This window comes from Pseudomonas sp. R3-57 (assembly GCF_051132065.1).
Classification (GTDB): Bacteria; Pseudomonadota; Gammaproteobacteria; order Pseudomonadales; family Pseudomonadaceae; genus Aquipseudomonas.
On the sequence record NZ_CP071655.1, the window covers coordinates 481226 to 498227 of the forward strand.

The following is a 17002-nucleotide window of genomic DNA, read 5'->3' on the forward strand; positions in this document are numbered from 1 at the left end:
GTCTGGAAGTGGCGTGTTAAGGAAAGATTAAAGGCGTTTTGCCCTGATGTGGTTGAGAAAGCGCTTGCAGATCCTGCCCCGCTTTTCTCCGGCGTGACAGGAGGCATGGGCCTCGCCAGTCGGCTCACAGACACGACACGAAGGACAAAAATTTAATGATCTACATATGTATTGCAGATTATGAATTTGCACCTGTTCAAATGAAAACTCAGTTGTTCTTTTAACAGGTGAACATATGGCTCTACGATACACGCCCTTTCAAGCAAGTGGATCACCGGTATTACTTCCTAATCAAACGATGACAGTGGGGCAGTATCTGCAATCCGAAAATGGCCGATTCCGTTTGCTACTACAGAGTGATGGAAATCTAGTGATTAAAGATGGAGAAGCAGTGATCTGGATTGCAGATAGCAATCAGGCTTACAGTAAAACACTCCATCAAAAGAGAATGCGCGAGCCTCTGCAATTCGTCATTAGTAATAACGGATTCCTATACGATCCTTCGCGAAGGCGTTTATGGATCGCGGAAGGCAACCACAGCACTGATAAATCGCTTTGGTACAACGCTCACCTCATCCTTCAGGATGATGGGAATCTAGTCATCTATGACGGACGGACGAGGAAACTAAGTTGGGCCCGCTGGGGTTTGTCCCCGGCAGATTTCCTAAGCCAAAGCCGCTCAAGGTCTTGTTTCAAGGCGTTCCAATATTCATATGGGATCTGCCCTGAAATTCAGCCCCTGAGCGCTTCAACCAATAGTCAAAGAGCATACGGCTAACTTACCGAGCACTCCGGCTTAAATGGATCAATTTTGCATTTATGTGCTAACTCGAAATTATTCCTGGGAATCATAGGAATTTTTAATGGGTCTCTGCACTCACCAAATACGCACCCGGCAAGTGCAACTGACAGAATCAGCAATATTGTTACTTTCATAGATGCTCCAAGTTTTTTATGGAGCCTATGGCGTGCGGCAACCTGCAATCAATCAATCCCTTCCGAATAATTCGTGGGATGTTTCCGATTCCTTTGAAAGATCGCAGACACTGCTCAAAAAAAGCTTAATAACCAAGCATCTGGTGGCGGATGAACGCGAAAAAAAACGCGGCCCGTATGGCCGCGTTTTTATTGAGGCAAAGGCTTACTGCACCTTGGTCTCGGTCGTCGCAGCAGGCTTGGCCGCTGGCTTCTTCGCCGGTTCAGCCTTTTTCGCTGCCGGTTTCGCTGCGGGCTTTTTCGTTTCGGTTTTCGCCGCGGGCTTCTTCGCCGCTGGCTTGGCCGCGGCTTTCTTCGCCGGCTCGGCTTTTACCGGGGCCGCTGGCTTCGGCGCTTCCACCGGAGCGGGCGCAGGAGTCGGTGCAGGCGCTGGGGCGACCGGAGCAGGTGCCGGTTCTGGAGCCTTCACCGGTTCTGGCTTCTTCTCGTCATCCGAACCACCGAACAGGTTGCTGAAGAAGTTGCCCTTCTTCGCCGCCACAGCACCCGCCGCGCCTGCCGCTGCGGCAGCCGGAACCACTTCAGCCGGTTCGAACGATTTGCCCGCCGCGAGATCTTCAACCTGGCTGGCCGCGCGCTGGCCGGTGCGCAGTGCGCCTTCCAGGGTGCCCGGGTACAAGGTGTCGGTGTGTTCGCCAGCGAACGCTACGCGTTGCAGCGGACGTTCCCACAGCCGCCAGAACTTGCTGATTTGCCCCGGACCGTAAGCCAGGTAGGCGCCGCCCATCGACGGGTCGGTGCTGTAGCGGCGGATTTCATACCCGGTGAACGAGCCACGGGCCTGTGGATAAAACGCGTGCAGACGGATCAACACCTGATCGACCATCTGCTTGTCGCCGAACGCCTGCATCACGCGGGCGTTGTCGCCGGACAGGTTGATCACCACGTTGGCGCCACCCTTCAGCGCCGGCTCGATCCAGAGCATGCCCAGACCGGTGTTGCTGTAGATCTCGCCAGACATGCGCGCCTTGCTTTCCCACACTGGCGTCTTGAACTTCAGCATGATCTGGTCGCGCCAGCCGTAGTTGGTGCCTTTGATCGCCGCCAGATGCTGGGCATCCAGCGCCGGGGTCAGGGCAATCTTGTTCAGTGCGCGCAATGGCACGGCCAGCACAACATAGTCAGCCTGGTAACCGACACTGCCGACCTTGACGGTGACGCCGTCCTTGTCTTGGGTGATGGCCGAGACCGGCGAGTTGGTCTTGATGGTCTTGATCTGTTTGACGAACGCCTGGGCCAGCACCTGGCTGCCACCGACCAGGCGCGATGCGCGCAGGTCACGGTCGGAAACGCCGCGATAGACGCGGTTCTGCTGGGCGAAGTACAGCAGCGACAGCCGCGACGGTTCGTCGTAATGGGTGCGGATGTCCTGATTGATCAACTGACGCGCCGTCGCCGGCAGGTTCTGCTTGTCGAGCCAGCTCGACACGGTGATCTGATCCAGCGCGTGCAGGGTGGCGGTCGCCGCCGGGTTTTGCGGATCGTCGATCGAGCGCGCCAGATCATCGAGGGTTTTCTGATAGCGCTTCAAGGCATCGGCGGTGGCCGGTTGCCTGGTCGCTAGATCCGCGGCGGAGAAATAGTCGCCGTCGATCAGATAGCTCGGCGTACGCACGAATTCCGGCGCCGGCGTGGTGCCGAGCTTGAAGGTCGACACGTACTTGTTCAGCACGGGCTGGGTCTTGTCGTTGCCGATCCACTCGCTGGTGGCCATGCCCGAGCGTCCGCCCAGGCTCGGTTTGGCTTCGAGCAGGGTGACCTGCCAGCCCTTGTTTTGCAGCTCATAAGCGGCGGTCAGGCCCGACAGGCCACCGCCGATCACGATTGCAGTTTTATCCTTGGCCAGCGCTGTAACGCTGAACAGCCCCAACATCACCAGCGCACAGGCGCGCAGCCAACCGACAGACATTCAGCGAACTCCGGAAAAACATATGGGAAAAAGCAGTTTGACGGGTCAGACGACCCAAAGAACCGCGAAGAATACGTTAGCCATCAAAACGCCGCCAGCGGCGTCTATCGGCTCATACAAAGTACCCCAATCGACACAATGGGTTGTCCCCGCGCGATGCATTGCATAGGCTTGCGCGATTGTTTGCCCGCGCCTGCCGCGAGCCGCCTCGAGGAGACTGTAAATGGGCCTGAATAACCAGTGGATGCAACGCGATCTCGCAGTGTTGTGGCATCCCTGCACCCAGATGAAAGACCACGAACAACTGCCGCTGATCCCGATCAAGCGCGGCGAAGGCGTCTGGCTCGAAGACTTCGAAGGCAAGCGCTATCTCGACGCGGTCAGCTCGTGGTGGGTCAACGTGTTCGGCCACGCCAACCCGCGGATCAACCAGCGCATCAAGGATCAGGTCGATCAGCTCGAGCATGTGATTCTCGCCGGCTTCAGCCATCAGCCGGTGATCGAGTTGTCCGAGCGTCTGGTGAAGATGACCCCCGAAGGTCTGAATCGGGTGTTCTACGCCGATAACGGCTCGTCGTGCATCGAAGTCGCGCTGAAGATGAGTTTTCACTACTGGCTCAACCGCGGTCAGCCGAACAAGAAGCGCTTCGTCACCCTGACCAACAGCTACCACGGCGAAACCATGGCGGCGATGGCGGTCGGTGACGTGCCGCTGTTCACCGAGACCTACAAAGCCCTGTTGATGGACACCATCAAGGTGCCGAGTCCGGATTGCTACCTGCGCCCCGACGGCATGAGCTGGGAAGCGCATTCGCGCAACATGTTCGCGGCGATGGAACAGACGCTGGCGGAGAATCATGACAGCGTTGCGGCGGTGATCGTCGAGCCTTTGATTCAGGGCGCCGGCGGCATGCGCATGTATCACCCGGTTTACCTGAAATTGCTGCGCGAGGCCTGCGACCGTTACGGCGTACACCTGATTCACGACGAAATCGCCGTCGGCTTCGGCCGCACCGGGACGATGTTTGCCTGCGAGCAGGCTGGCATTCGTCCGGACTTCCTCTGCCTGTCCAAAGCCCTGACCGGCGGCTACCTGCCGCTGGCCGCCTGCCTGACCACCGACGAAGTCTATAGCGCGTTCTACGACGACTACCCGACTCTGCGCGCGTTCCTGCATTCGCACAGCTACACCGGAAACCCGCTCGCTTGTGCGGCGGCGCTGGCGACGCTGGATATTTTCGAACAGGACAACGTGATCGAGAACAATCAGGCACTGGCCCAGCGCATGGCCTCGGCGACGGCGCATCTGGTCGATCACCCGAACGTCTCCGAAGTACGCCAGACCGGCATGGTCCTGGCGATCGAGATGGTCAAGGATAAAGCCAGCAAAGAGGCCTACCCTTGGCAGGAACGCCGCGGCTTGAAAGTGTTCCAGCATGCGCTGGAGCGTGGCGCGTTGCTGCGGCCGCTGGGCAGCGTGGTGTATTTCCTGCCGCCGTATGTGATTACCCCGGAGCAGATCGATTTTCTCGCCGAAGTGGCGAGTGAAGGCATTGATATCGCCACGCGTGACAATGTCAGCGTGGCGGTGCCGAAGGACTTTCATCCCGGCTTCCGCGATCCGGGCTGATCTACTTCACTTAAGCTTCAGCGGTGACCGGACTACCGTCATCGCTGGCAAGCCAGCTCCCACAGGGTTTTGCGCAGAACCTGTGGGAGCTGGCTTGCCAGCGATGGGGGCCGCCAGACTTTTACAAATTTTACAGAGACCCCGCATGAGACTGTCCCGCTTCTTTATCGACGCCCCGCTGAGCACCGGCGAACACGAACTGCCGGAGGCCCAGGCGCATTACATCAGCCGCGTGCTGCGCATGGCCGAAGGCGATGCGGTGCAGTTGTTCGACGGTTCCGGCCATGAGTTTCGCGGATCGCTGGTTGAGGTCGGCAAGAAGCGCGTCGTCGTGCAGATCGACGAGCAACTGCCGGGTCAGGTCGAGTCGCCGCTGCACATCCACCTCGGCCAGGGCTTGTCCCGGGGCGAGCGCATGGATTGGGCGATTCAGAAAGCCACCGAACTGGGCGTGAACGAAATCACCCCGATCTTCAGCGACCGCTGCGAAGTCCGTCTCAAGGACGAACGTGCCGACAAACGCCTGCTGCACTGGCGCCAGGTGGCGATCAGCGCCTGCGAACAATGCGGGCGCTCACGAGTGCCGGTGATTCACCCGCCGGTATTGCTGGCGGACTGGATCAAGCAGACCGAAGCCGAGCTGAAACTGGTGCTGCATCCGGTGGCCGAGCCGCTGGTCAGTCATGCCCGACCGGCGACGCTGGCGTTTTTGATCGGCCCCGAAGGTGGTTTGTCCGACGCCGAAGTCGAGCAGGCCAAAGGCAACGGCTTCCACGCCGCCCGCCTCGGCCCGCGGGTGCTGCGTACCGAAACCGCGCCGGTAGTGGCGTTGGCGGTGGCCCAGCAGCTTTGGGGAGATTTCTAACCTCATCGCTAGCAGGCTAGCTGTGATCTCTCTGTAGGTTGTTCACTCGGGGCTTTTCCGGGAAATTGGAGGTGCGAACCAAACCAAGCCCCCGGAGGCCCCGAGTGAACACTCATAAAAATGCCCGATTAACTGTTTCTGGTCGAGCCCTTCTTGTTCAAAGAGTCCTCACAGAGGGTTTGAGAGTTGAAGAGGTGGCCAAGGCCCAGGGGGTCAGCGTTCGCACTGCCTACAAGTGGATAAACCGCTATCGAACCGAAGGCGAAAAAGGTCTCCAGGATCGCTCATCCCGCCCGGCTTCCTGTCCGCACGCTACTGCCCCAGAGTGTCTGGAGAAAATCATCAAGCTTCGCCGTGAGCGAAAAACCTATGGCGAAATCAGTAAGTCTTTGAAGGTGGGGCATAGCACGGTAGGCAGGATATTGAGCCGCAACGGACTCAATCGCCTGGCTTATCTGGAACCGCCAGTTGCGGTTATTCGCTACGAATACTCTCAGCCGGGAGGCTTGCTGCACTTGGATATCAAGAGGCTGGGGCGCTTTAACAAACCTGGTCATCGAGTGACAAAAGACCGTCTGAAAGGCCGTTCTTACCATGTGGGTTGGGAGTTTGGACATGTTGCCATCGACGACCATAGTCGAGTGGCGCACTGTGGTTTATACCCAGACCAAACCGCTCGTAGCGCCTGCCTCGCGCTGATCCGGGCCCTGCGTTACTACAAAACGCTCGGCGTGAAATTCGAGCGGGTAATGACCGATAACGGCCCTTGCTACAAATCCAGGAGCTTCAAGCGCCTGTGCCGGCGGCTGCGGCTTAAGCACATCTTTACCAAGCCTTACACCCCGCGCACGAATGGCAAGGCAGAGCGATTTATACAGACCGCTCTGCGCGAATGGGCCTACGCCAGAAGTTATGAAAGCTCAGATCAACGCGCGACGTATCTGATGCCTTGGTTGCACAGGTACAACTGGCATCGCCCGCATGCCAGTTTGAGTTATTTACCACCGATTAGCCGAATAGCATCCGTGAACAACGTGGTGGGTTTACACAGCTAGCTCCCACAGGGGTTTTTGCGGTGGGATTTGCGGCAGGACAAAAAATGCCCCGGCTCTTTCGAACCGGGGCATTTTTCATTGCGGCGTCAACTCAGCGATTGCGGGTCAGCAGTGCTGGTTTTTCGCCACGCGGGCGGCTTGGCAGTTGATCGAGCTGCTCAGGGGTCGGAAAGCGGTCGGCTTTCGATTCCTTGTGCATGATCTTCGGCCCGGTGCTGCGCGGGTTCTGCACGGCTGGCTCGCTACGTGGCTGATCCTCACGGGCTGGACGGCGGTTGCGCGACGATGAAGAAGACTCGTCACGACGACCCTGACCGTCACGCGGTGCGCCGTTGCGCGGGCCGCTGCGTTTGGCTGGTGGGGTGCCGGTGCTCGAACCGTTGCTGTTGCGCGGGCCGTTCTGGCGACCTTGCGACTGACCGCCGCGCGGTGCGCCGGCACCTGCGCCTGCGCCTTGAGCCGGTGCGCCTGGGCGACGACCACGGCCGCCGGCCGGTGGGGCTTTTGGCACGTAGTCAACGCGGTTACCGAAGTTATCGATATCGTCGTCGAGGAACTCGTCCGGCGCACGATCCGCCGCTGCACGCGGTGGCTGGCTCGGACGCTGTTCGCGGCTCGGCGTACCTTCGCGTGGCTTCTGCTGGCGGGCAGGGCGCTCGCCACGTTCGCCGGCGGGTTTTTCCTTGCCCTTGTCCTTGCCCTTGTCTTTACGACCGCCGCCACCGCCGCCGCCATTCGGGCCGTCGCCGCGTGGGCCGCGAGGATTGCGTGGGTTGCGTATGTCCGGACGCTCGCGGGCTTCCGGCTTCTCGGCTTCAATGGTGCTCGAGTCGAAGCCCATCAGGTCGCCATCGGCGATCTTCTGCTTGGTCATGCGCTCGATGCTTTTCAGCAGTTTTTCTTCGTCCGGCGCGACCAGCGAGATCGCCTCGCCCGAACGACCGGCACGGCCCGTACGGCCGATACGGTGCACGTAGTCTTCATCGACGTTCGGCAGCTCGAAGTTGACCACGTGCGGCAACTGGTCGATGTCCAGACCACGGGCGGCGATGTCAGTGGCAACCAGAATGCGCACCTGGTTGGCCTTGAAATCAGCCAGCGCTTTGGTGCGCGCGTTCTGGCTCTTGTTGCCGTGGATCGCCACAGCCGGCAGGCCGTGCTTGTCGAGGTACTCGGCCAGACGGTTGGCGCCGTGCTTGGTGCGGGTGAATACCAGCACCTGTTCCCACGCGCCGGCGGTGATCAGGTGCGCCAGCAGCGCACGCTTGTGGCTGGCCGGCAGGCGGAACACGCGTTGCTCGATGCGCTCGACCGTGGTGTTCGGCGGCGTCACTTCGATGCGTTCCGGGTTGTGCAGCAGCTTGCCGGCGAGGTCGGTGATGTCTTTGGAGAAGGTCGCCGAGAACAGCAGGTTCTGACGTTTGGCTGGCAGACGCGCGAGGACTTTCTTTACGTCGTGCACAAAACCCATGTCGAGCATGCGGTCGGCTTCGTCGAGGACGAGGATTTCAACGTGAGACAGATCAACGCTGCCCTGGCCGCAGAGGTCGAGCAGACGACCCGGGCAGGCGACGAGCACGTCGACACCGCGGGACATGGCCTGAACCTGAGGGTTCATGCCGACGCCGCCGAAGATGCAGGCGCTGACGAATTTCAGGTCACGGGCGTAGATCTTGAAGCTCTCGTGAACCTGGGCCGCGAGTTCGCGGGTCGGGGTCAGGACCAGGACGCGCGGTTGGCGCGGGCCGTGACGCTGGGACTTGTCCGGGTGACCGTTGGGAAACAACCGCTCCAGGATCGGAAGGGCGAAACCGCCGGTTTTACCGGTACCTGTCTGTGCCGCAACCATCAGGTCGCGACCTTGCAACACGGCGGGAATGGCCCGCTGTTGCACCGGAGTAGGCTCGGTATAGCCCGCATCTTCAATGGCACGGACTAAAGCCTCGGAGAGACCGAGGGAAGCAAAGGACATGAGTAATCCTGTTTTAGTTAGGGCTTGGCCCAATGGGAGTCTTGCCTGGCGCGAATGGCGTTTAAGAGGACGCAATCCCGTCCGGTCCTGCTGCGGCTCCGAAGGCACGTCGGGAGCGCTCGCGCGGGCTGCAAAGCTGCGCTGTAGCGGGTCGGGAGGCCTGTTACGGTTCCGGGCGTCCGGGCGTGAGCCTGGCGGGAACGCCGGAGTATAACAGAGCAATCACCGCGCGCCGCTTTCCTGCTGCTCAACGGTTTTGCCGCTGGCCGTCGCCGGGTTCAACAAAACGCCCGCCACGGGCGCCGCACCGTAGCGCGCGCTCAGCTCGGCGTAAGCCGGCTCGCGCTTGAAACGCTTGAGCTCGGCACCGAATCGCTGCACCAGCAGATCCATGCCGGCATTGCGCCGAACCGCCAGGAACTGGCTCTGGCGGCTAATAATCGTGGGGTTTTCGGTGATCAGGCTGCGTATATTCAATTCATCGAGCAAATGCTGACCGACGCGGCGATCGGTAATCAGCAGGTCGATGCGCCCGCGTACCAGTTTCCCAAAGTTGGCTTCATGGGTCGGTGCCGGTTCGCGGATAAACAGCTGCGACTGGCTGAAATCTTCGCTATATAAATAGCCGGGCGAGGTGCCGATGGTCAGGCCCTTGAGTTCTTCGAGACGCTTGAACGGGTGCGGTCGGTCATTGGCGTAGAACATCACGAACTCGACGTCCGACAATGGCTCGCTCGGATAGAGCAGGGTGCTGTCGCGCTCGGCGCTGTGAAAAATGTCCAGGGCGCCGTCGGCCTGCCCGGTTTCAAGCATCGACAGGCAGCGTTTCCACGGCAGGAACTGCCATTCGACTTCGATACCCAGACGCTGGAACACGATGGCTGTGGTTTCGTAGTCGAGGCCGAGGTTCTTGCCGCCGTCTTCGTACACGTACGGCGCCCACGGCTCGGTGACAATACGCAACTTCTCGCCCCGAGCGGCGAAGCTCAGGCAAGCAAATACCAGCACGGCGAACAACTGTGTGATCAAAGGCATGGCTGGAGATTACGACGAGAATTGCGAAAGAGCCAGAAAGCGGCCGCAAAAGCTCTGTTTCGCGGCTTCAAACAAAAAAATCGCAGCCCTGACAACCCAATAAAGGCGTTGCCAAACACTGCGATCTCTTGATCTTGCTTGTAGCTTTCAGCTCGAAGCTTGCAGCTGCTTCAGCGCGGTAACTTCAGGTTGTTCCAGATCGCCAGGCTAGGCTCGGCCTGGTTCATGGAATAGAAGTGCAGCCCCGGCGCGCCGCCCTGCAACAGACGCTCGCACATCTCGCTGACGACTTGCTCACCAAAGCGCTGAATGCTTTGCGCGTCATCGCCGTAGGCTTCCAGTTGCTTGCGGATCCAGCGCGGAATTTCCGCGCCGCAGGCATCGGAGAAGCGCGCGAGTTTGCTGTAGTTGGTGATTGGCATGATCCCCGGCACGATCGGCAGATCGACACCCTGTGCCTGCAAACGCTCGACGAAGTAGAAGTAGCTGTCGGCGTTGAAGAAGTACTGGGTGATCGCGCTGTCGGCACCGGCACGGGCCTTGCGCACGAAGTTGGCGAGATCGTCTTCGTAGTTGCGCGCCTGCGGATGCATCTCCGGGTAGGCGGCGACTTCGATGTGGAAATGGTCGCCGGTCTCTTCACGAATGAATTCGACCAGTTCATTGGCGTGACGCAGCTCACCGCTGGTCATGCCCATGCCGGACGGCAGGTCACCGCGCAAGGCGACGATGCGCTTGATGCCGGCAGCCTTGTATTCGTTCAGCAGGCCGCGCAGGTCGTCCTTGCTGTCGCCGACGCACGACAGGTGCGGTGCGGCCGGTACTTTGACTTCACTTTCGAGCTGCAGCACGGTGTTGAGCGTGCGGTCACGGGTCGAACCGCCCGCGCCATAGGTGCAGGAAAAGAAGTCGGGGTTGTAAGTGGCCAGCTGACGGGCAGTGGCGAGCAGTTTTTCATGCCCAGCATCGGTCTTGGTCGGGAAGAACTCGAAGCTGTAGCGACGGTCTTGGGACATGGAGGGGACCTCCAGCTGCAAGCTGCAAGCTTTGAGCTGCAAGAGAAGCGGGGATGCGCTGATTCTCTTGTGCTCATGGCTTGCGGCCTGACGCTGTTTCGAAATAGTGGCAGAGCATCAAACTACGTACGACAAACTTGGCTTTTGACCTTACTTGCAGCTTGTAGCTTGAAACTCACAGCTGCTCTTAATACCGGTAGGCGTGCGGCTTGAACGGGCCTTCGACGGTGACGCCGATGTAGTCAGCCTGTTGCTTGGTCAGCTGGGTGACCACGCCGCCGAAGCCGCGGACCATTTCCAGGGCCACTTCTTCGTCGAGTTTCTTCGGCAGTACTTCCACGGTCAGACGCTCGGCTTTCTGTGCTGGCGACAGGTCGGCGTACTTCTGGCCGAACAGGAAGATCTGTGCCAGAACCTGGTTGGCGAACGAACCGTCCATGATGCGGCTCGGGTGACCGGTGGCGTTGCCCAGGTTCACCAGACGGCCTTCGGCCAGCAGGATCAGGTAGTCGTCGTTCTGTGGGTCGAAGCTGCCGGCACCGGTGCGGTGAACCTTGTGCACCTGTGGCTTCACTTCTTCCCATGCCCAGTTCTTGCGCATGAAAGCGGTGTCGATTTCGTTGTCGAAGTGACCGATGTTGCAGACCACGGCGCGCTTCTTCAGGGCCTTGAGCATGTTCGCGTCGCAAACATTGACGTTACCGGTGGTGGTCACGATCAGGTCGATCTTGCCCAGCAGTGCTTTGTCGATGCTCGCTTCGGAACCGTCGTTGATACCGTCGATGAACGGCGATACCAGTTCGAAACCGTCCATGCAGGCTTGCATGGCGCAGATCGGGTCGACTTCGGAAACCTTGACGATCATGCCTTCCTGACGCAGGGACTGGGCCGAACCCTTGCCCACGTCACCGTAACCGATGACCAGCGCTTGCTTGCCGGACAGCAGGTGGTCGGTACCACGCTTGATCGCATCGTTCAGGCTGTGACGGCAGCCGTACTTGTTGTCGTTCTTGGACTTGGTCACCGAGTCGTTGACGTTGATGGCCGGGATTTTCAGCTCGCCCTTGGCCAGCATGTCCAGCAGACGGTGTACGCCGGTGGTGGTTTCTTCGGTCACGCCGTGAACGCGGTCCAGCACCTGCGGGTATTTCTTGTGCAGCAGCTCGGTCAGGTCGCCGCCGTCGTCGAGGATCATGTTGGCGTCCCATGGCTGGCCATCCTTGAGGATGGTCTGCTCCAGGCACCACTCGTACTCTTCTTCGGTTTCGCCTTTCCAGGCGAACACCGGGATACCGGCAGCGGCGATAGCGGCAGCGGCCTGGTCCTGGGTGGAGAAAATGTTGCACGACGACCAGCGAACTTCGGCACCCAGGGCAACCAGGGTTTCGATCAGCACGGCGGTCTGGATGGTCATGTGAATGCAGCCAAGAATCTTCGCGCCTTTGAGCGGCTGCTCGCTGGCGTACTTGCGACGCAGACCCATCAGGGCCGGCATTTCCGATTCGGCGATGATGGTTTCGCGACGGCCCCAGGCGGCCAGGGACATGTCGGCGACTTTGTAATCGGTAAAATCTGCAGGCGTGATAACAGCGCTCATGAAGAGCCTCCATTCGTAATGTATGCGAATGGGCGCCGTTGTGCGTTTAGTGTCCAGCCTGCGGCCGGTCAACGCCCCATCCGAGCCTGACAGGTCGAACCTGCTGCAGCGCCCCTCGGACAGGTGGCGGGAAAACGGCATAGCCGTTCTGAATCGGTGGCGATTATAGCTTTCTTCGCCCGGCTAGTGGCAAGCGGCAAGCTACAAGCGGCAAGTAAAAGCCAATCCGCTTTTACTTGCAGCTTGTAGCTTAAAACTTGAAGCTGGGGGCCAATACCCCTAACGCCCAAACGCCTCAACCTTGGAGCCCCCCATGAATTTCCACACCCGCAAATGGGTAAAACCCGAAGATCTCAACCCCAACGGCACCCTGTTCGGCGGCAGTCTGCTGCGCTGGATCGACGAAGAAGCGGCGATCTACGCGATTGTCCAGCTGGGCAACCAGCGCGTGGTGACCAAGTACATTTCCGAAATCAACTTCGTCAGCGCCTCGCGCCAGGGCGACATCATCGAACTGGGCATCACCGCCACGGAGTTCGGCCGCACCTCGATCACCCTGACTTGCGAAGTGCGCAACAAGATCACCCGCAAGAGCATTCTGACCGTTGAGAAAATGGTCTTTGTGAATCTGGGTGAAGACGGTTTGCCGGCGCCGCACGGGCGGACCGAGATCCGGTATGTGAAAGATCAGTTCAAGGATGACGAGGCCGTTCAGTAAGATTGGCGGCGCTTTCATTGCCAGCAGGCTGGCTCCCACAGAGGCGACAATGTGCCTGTGGGAGCCAGCCTGCTGGCGATAGCGGTGGTGCCATCAGCGAAGATTGATCTGGCCACTGAACAGCCATGAAGCGCAACGGTCGTAGCTAAATCGCCCCCCCCCCCACGGTTGCCACGCCATGACCACGCCCACCAGCGACAAAACCCCCGACCTCTCGGCCAAAGAGCAGCACGAAGTCGAGAAAAGCCAGCCGCCTCGCGCGGCCGTCCTGCATGAAATCATCCGCACCCAAGGCGATCAGGAACTGGAACGCAGCATTGCCGCGCTCTGGTGGTCGGCGTTGGCGGCCGGGTTGACGATGGGGTTGTCGCTGATGGGCATGGGCCTGCTCAACTCGCGTCTGCCCGACGGTGACGAGTTCAAGGTGATCGCCAGCTTCGGTTATTGCGCAGGTTTTCTCGCGGTGATTCTGGCGCGCCAGCAACTGTTCACCGAAAACACCCTGACCGCGGTGTTGCCGGTGATGACCAAGCCAACCCTGCTGAATTTTGCCCGACTGATCCGGCTGTGGAGCGTGGTGCTGATCGGCAACCTGTGCGGCACGATTCTGGTGGCCTACGTGATGCTTGAACTGCCGATTTTCGACAGCAAGACCGACGTGGCTTTCCTCGAAATCGGCCGCAAGGTCATGGAACACAGTGCCAGTCAGATGTTCGCCAAAGGCATCGTCTCCGGCTGGATGATCGCCACCATGGTCTGGATGATCCCGTCGATGGAGAGCGCGAAGATGTGGATCATTATCCTCATCACCTACTTCATGGCATTGGGCGACTTCACTCACATCGTCGTCGGTTCGGCGGAGGTTTCGTATCTGGTGTTTGCCGGCGAACTGCCGTGGAGTGATTTCTGGGCGGTGTTCGCCGGGCCGACACTGGCGGGGAATATCATCGGCGGCAGTTTCATCTTTGCGCTGATCAGCCATGCGCAGATCCGCAGCGAGAGCGGGGTGCCGAAGGAACCTGCGGATCAGGCGAAGAAAACCGATCCGCAGTCGACCAGAAAATGATCAGTGGTGCGCTGGCTCAGCCACGGGGGCCGGCTCGTTGCGCGTCGCATGCTTGACCAGTTTGCCGATGCTCAGGCCCTGGAGAAGGATCGATGACAGCACCACGATGTAAGTGATGCTCAGCAGCAGATCGCGCTCCGGGCCCAGCGGCAGGGCCAGCGCCAGGGCTACCGAGACGCCGCCGCGCAAACCGCCCCACGTCAGGATGCGGATGGTGCCGGCCGGCACTGAGCGCCAGCGCCGCAGCAACAGGATCGCCGGGGCCACGGTGAGCAGACGCGACAGTAGAATCGCCACCGCGAGCAAACCTGCTGCGGCCATGTGCAGCCAGTTGAACGGCAGCAGCAACAACTCCATGCCGATCAGCGCGAACAGCAAGGCGTTGAGCATGTCATCGAGCAACTCCCAGAAACCGTCGAGGTAGCGGCGGGTCATGTCGTTCATCGCCAGGTTACGACCCAGGTTGCCGATGATCAGCCCGGCAACCACCATCGCGATCGGCGCCGACACGTGCAGTTCGCTGGACATCGCCGAACCGCCGATCACCAACGCCAAGGTCAGCATCACGGTGATCTGATGCTGCTCGACGCTTTTGATCATGCGATAGACCAGATAACCGATCAGCCCGCCGAACAGCACACCGCCCAGCGCCTCGTGCGCAAACAGCATCGCCGTGGCGCTGATGGTCGGGGTTTCGCCCAGTTGCGCGATGCCCAGCAGCACCGTGAACACCACGACCGCGGTGCCATCGTTGAACAGCGACTCACCGACGATGGTGGTTTTCAGCGGTTTCGAGGCGTTGGCGGTCCGCAATACGCCGAGCACTGCAATCGGGTCGGTCGGCGAGATCAGCGCGCCGAACAACAGGCAGTAGAGGAAACTCACGTGCCAGCCGAACAGGGCAAAAATGTAATAGGCGAGGCTGCCGATTACCGCAGTCGCAATCAACACGCCGAAGGTCGCCAGCAAGCCGATGGGCCAGCGGTAGCTGCGCAAGTCATTCAGGTTGACGTGCAGGGCGCCGGCGAACAGCAGGAACGACAGCATCCAGTTCATCAACAGATCGCCGAAGTCGATCTGGCCGATCAGTTGCTGCACACGGTCTTCGAGGCCGGGGAAGCCGAGCACGCTGAGGCCTTGCAGGATCAGCGAGAACAATAGGGCAGTGACCATTACGCCGATAGTCGGCGGCAGGCCGATGAAACGGAAGTTGACGAAGGTGAGGAGGGTGGTCAAACAGATGAAAGCGGCGACAAGTTCAAGCATCCGGGGTCCTTTGGATGAAGGGTGAATGGAGCGCGACCGGAGTTTTGGGCGCGGGGGTTTGATGGGGTGGGTTTGGCTGAGGGCACATTCGGATTCGGCGTTGCGCTCAACAGCCCCTCACCCCAGCCCTCTCCCGGGGGGAGAGGGGGCCGAATGGCGTGTCTTGCGTGGAACATTGACCTGAACGACCGGGTCGATTTTGGATTCGGCGAGGCTCGTTCCTGTCGCCTACGTTCCCAAGCATCCCCCCAATCAGTCCCCTCTCCCTCTGGGAGAGGGTTAGGGTGAGGGCTCTATCTGGCACACCACAATCAGTCCGACACATTGACCGCAACCGGCCGACGACGTTGCAGATAAATAAACCACAACGCCGCCAGCACCGTCAGCACCCCGACCAGCGCCCCGGTCCACGGCAGGTCCGCCAGATCCGCGCCACTGGCCACCACCAGTCCACCAATCCATGCCCCGGCCGCATTGCCCAGATTGAAAGCGCTCTGGTTCAACGTCGAGCCAAGGTTCGGCGCCTCATGGGCCTGATCGATGATCAGCAGTTGCAGGATCGGGCACAGCGCAAAAGCGAAAATCCCCCACAGCACCAGGGTGATCGCTGCTGGCACCACTGAGCGGCTGGTCTGGCTGAACGCCGCCAGAATCACCACTACCGCCAAAGCCACGCCGACCAGCGACGGCAACAAACGGCTGTCGGCGAGGCGCCCGCCGAGCATGCTGCCACCCGTCAGGCCAACGCCAAACAGCAGCAACATCACCGTGACGCCGTGCGGGCTGACGCCAGTGATGTCTTGCAGAATGGGTGCGATGTAGGTGAATACGCTGAACAGACTGGTCGAGGCCAGCACGCTCATGCCCAGCGCTAGCAGCACATTGATCTTGCCGAGCACTTTGAATTCGCTGGCGAGGTTGGCCTTGTCCATCGCAATGTGTTTTGGCAGCCACAGCCATTGCGCCAGTGCCGCGATCACGCCGATCACCGACACCGCCCAGAACGTCGAGCGCCAACCAGCGTATTGGCCGAGCGCAGTGCCCAGTGGAACGCCGAGCACGTTGGCCAGCGTCAGGCCAGTGAACATCATGGCGATGGCCTGGGCGCGCTTGTTCGGCGCGACCAGTCCGGCGGCGACCACCGAGCCGATGCCGAAGAACGCACCGTGGCACAGGGCGGTAACCACGCGCGCGGCCATCAGCGTGGCGTAATTCGGCGCGAGGGCGCACAGCACGTTGCCGAGGATGAACATCAGCGTCATCCCCAGCAAAGTCGCTTTGCGCGGCATGTTGGCGGTGCCGATCGCCAGGATCGGTGCGCCGAACACCACGCCCAGCGCGTAACCGGTGATCAACAGGCCCGCGTGAGGAATGCTCACGGCAAGGTCGCGAGCGACGTCGGGCAACAGGCCCATTATCACGAACTCAGTGGTGCCAATGCCGAATGCGGCAACGGCGAGGGCAAGCAAGGCGAGTGGCATGCGCAAAGTCTCGGTTAATAGTCTTGACGCTTTGATCAGGCATACGCGCGCCGACGTCCGTTCTCTGGGAAGAACGGCGCAGGCAGCATTTATTGGTATTTTTCTGTGCGCAACTGAGTGCGGCGTGGTCGCGGACAGTATAAACAGCCATGGACACATCGCGAATCAATAATCTGACTAATAGGTTCAACATCCGAGGCCGGGGCGCGAGCGGCGACAGCTCTGGCGGCGTTGCTGCAGGCGGCGTGGAATGTCCGGTTGTCAGCTACGCTCTGGTGCTGTGGACGATGCAGTCGGGCTCAGTGTGATCCGTGTGGCTTGTCGGCATGCGCTACCTAAAGAACCTTTCGGCCGCGGGCGGCTCTTAGCCTTGGGCGGGCGATGTCGTTCTGCCTG

12 protein-coding genes and 1 riboswitch are annotated in these 17002 nt (G+C 60.1%); of the genes, 5 read left to right on the forward strand and 7 right to left on the reverse strand.

Annotation, left to right across the window (positions count from 1 at the left end; translation table 11 throughout):
- Positions 1-1141: 1141 nt before the first annotated feature.
- Positions 1142-2905: a flavin monoamine oxidase family protein gene (locus J3P93_RS02220; RefSeq protein ID WP_434594758.1), complete on the reverse strand. Its 1764-nt coding sequence runs from the start codon at positions 2903-2905 to the stop codon at positions 1142-1144.
- 223 nt (positions 2906-3128) lie between these two features.
- Between J3P93_RS02220 and J3P93_RS02225 the strand changes: the two genes are divergently transcribed.
- From J3P93_RS02225 to J3P93_RS02235, 3 genes are all read left to right on the forward strand, one after another.
- Entirely contained in the window at positions 3129-4535 is a 1407-nt protein-coding gene (locus J3P93_RS02225) for an adenosylmethionine--8-amino-7-oxononanoate transaminase (protein WP_434594761.1), read from the forward strand.
- Between the two features lie 145 nt (positions 4536-4680).
- On the forward strand, positions 4681-5400 hold the full coding sequence (locus J3P93_RS02230) for a 16S rRNA (uracil(1498)-N(3))-methyltransferase (protein ID WP_434594764.1): 720 nt from the start codon (positions 4681-4683) through the stop codon (positions 5398-5400).
- A gap of 104 nt (positions 5401-5504) precedes the next feature.
- Positions 5505-6455, forward strand: a complete 951-nt coding sequence (locus J3P93_RS02235; RefSeq protein ID WP_093096621.1) for an IS481 family transposase — start codon at positions 5505-5507, stop codon at positions 6453-6455.
- Between the two features lie 91 nt (positions 6456-6546).
- On the opposite strand, the gene J3P93_RS02240 is transcribed toward J3P93_RS02235, so the two are convergent.
- The 4 genes from J3P93_RS02240 to ahcY form a co-directional block, all read right to left on the reverse strand.
- Complete coding sequence (locus J3P93_RS02240; protein WP_434594767.1) at positions 6547-8427, reverse strand: DEAD/DEAH box helicase; 1881 nt, start codon at positions 8425-8427, stop codon at positions 6547-6549.
- A 222-nt stretch (positions 8428-8649) separates the two neighbouring features.
- Entirely contained in the window at positions 8650-9462 is an 813-nt protein-coding gene (locus tag J3P93_RS02245; RefSeq protein ID WP_434594770.1) for a substrate-binding periplasmic protein, read from the reverse strand.
- A gap of 170 nt (positions 9463-9632) precedes the next feature.
- Positions 9633-10478 carry a methylenetetrahydrofolate reductase [NAD(P)H] gene (gene metF / locus J3P93_RS02250; protein WP_203419823.1) on the reverse strand — a complete coding sequence of 282 codons (846 nt, stop codon included), beginning with the start codon at positions 10476-10478 and terminating at the stop codon, positions 9633-9635.
- A 187-nt stretch (positions 10479-10665) separates the two neighbouring features.
- On the reverse strand, positions 10666-12075 hold the full coding sequence (gene ahcY, locus J3P93_RS02255) for an adenosylhomocysteinase (RefSeq protein WP_203419822.1): 1410 nt from the start codon (positions 12073-12075) through the stop codon (positions 10666-10668).
- 23 nt (positions 12076-12098) lie between these two features.
- Positions 12099-12198, reverse strand: a riboswitch (S-adenosyl-L-homocysteine riboswitch).
- 190 nt (positions 12199-12388) lie between these two features.
- Here ahcY and J3P93_RS02260 point away from each other — a divergent pair.
- Both J3P93_RS02260 and J3P93_RS02265 read left to right on the forward strand, forming a co-directional pair.
- Positions 12389-12793 carry an acyl-CoA thioesterase gene (locus tag J3P93_RS02260; protein WP_042561508.1) on the forward strand — a complete coding sequence of 135 codons (405 nt, stop codon included), beginning with the start codon at positions 12389-12391 and terminating at the stop codon, positions 12791-12793.
- Positions 12794-12971: 178 nt separating this feature from the next.
- Positions 12972-13859 carry a formate/nitrite transporter family protein gene (locus tag J3P93_RS02265; protein WP_434594775.1) on the forward strand — a complete coding sequence of 296 codons (888 nt, stop codon included), beginning with the start codon at positions 12972-12974 and terminating at the stop codon, positions 13857-13859.
- Here the strand turns inward: J3P93_RS02265 and J3P93_RS02270 are convergent, their stop codons facing one another.
- Positions 13860-15125, reverse strand: a complete 1266-nt coding sequence (locus tag J3P93_RS02270) for a cation:proton antiporter (protein ID WP_434594778.1) — start codon at positions 15123-15125, stop codon at positions 13860-13862.
- Positions 15126-15436: 311 nt separating this feature from the next.
- Entirely contained in the window at positions 15437-16606 is a 1170-nt protein-coding gene (locus J3P93_RS02275; protein ID WP_434594781.1) for an MFS transporter, read from the reverse strand.
- Positions 16607-17002 lie beyond the last annotated feature (396 nt).

Excerpts from the sequence above, each read along its gene's own strand:
- J3P93_RS02220 (WP_434594758.1), bottom strand. The coding sequence starts at position 2,905 with ATGTCTGTCGGTTGGCTGCGCGCCTGTGCGCTGGTGATGTTGGGGCTG.
- J3P93_RS02225 (WP_434594761.1), top strand. The coding sequence starts at position 3,129 with ATGGGCCTGAATAACCAGTGGATGCAACGCGATCTCGCAGTGTTGTGG.
- J3P93_RS02230 (WP_434594764.1), top strand. The coding sequence starts at position 4,681 with ATGAGACTGTCCCGCTTCTTTATCGACGCCCCGCTGAGCACCGGCGAA.
- J3P93_RS02240 (WP_434594767.1), bottom strand. The coding sequence starts at position 8,427 with ATGTCCTTTGCTTCCCTCGGTCTCTCCGAGGCTTTAGTCCGTGCCATT.
- J3P93_RS02245 (WP_434594770.1), bottom strand. The coding sequence starts at position 9,462 with ATGCCTTTGATCACACAGTTGTTCGCCGTGCTGGTATTTGCTTGCCTG.
- metF (WP_203419823.1), bottom strand. The coding sequence starts at position 10,478 with ATGTCCCAAGACCGTCGCTACAGCTTCGAGTTCTTCCCGACCAAGACC.
- ahcY (WP_203419822.1), bottom strand. The coding sequence starts at position 12,075 with ATGAGCGCTGTTATCACGCCTGCAGATTTTACCGATTACAAAGTCGCC.
- J3P93_RS02260 (WP_042561508.1), top strand. The coding sequence starts at position 12,389 with ATGAATTTCCACACCCGCAAATGGGTAAAACCCGAAGATCTCAACCCC.
- J3P93_RS02265 (WP_434594775.1), top strand. The coding sequence starts at position 12,972 with ATGACCACGCCCACCAGCGACAAAACCCCCGACCTCTCGGCCAAAGAG.
- J3P93_RS02270 (WP_434594778.1), bottom strand. The coding sequence starts at position 15,125 with ATGCTTGAACTTGTCGCCGCTTTCATCTGTTTGACCACCCTCCTCACC.
- J3P93_RS02275 (WP_434594781.1), bottom strand. The coding sequence starts at position 16,606 with ATGCCACTCGCCTTGCTTGCCCTCGCCGTTGCCGCATTCGGCATTGGC.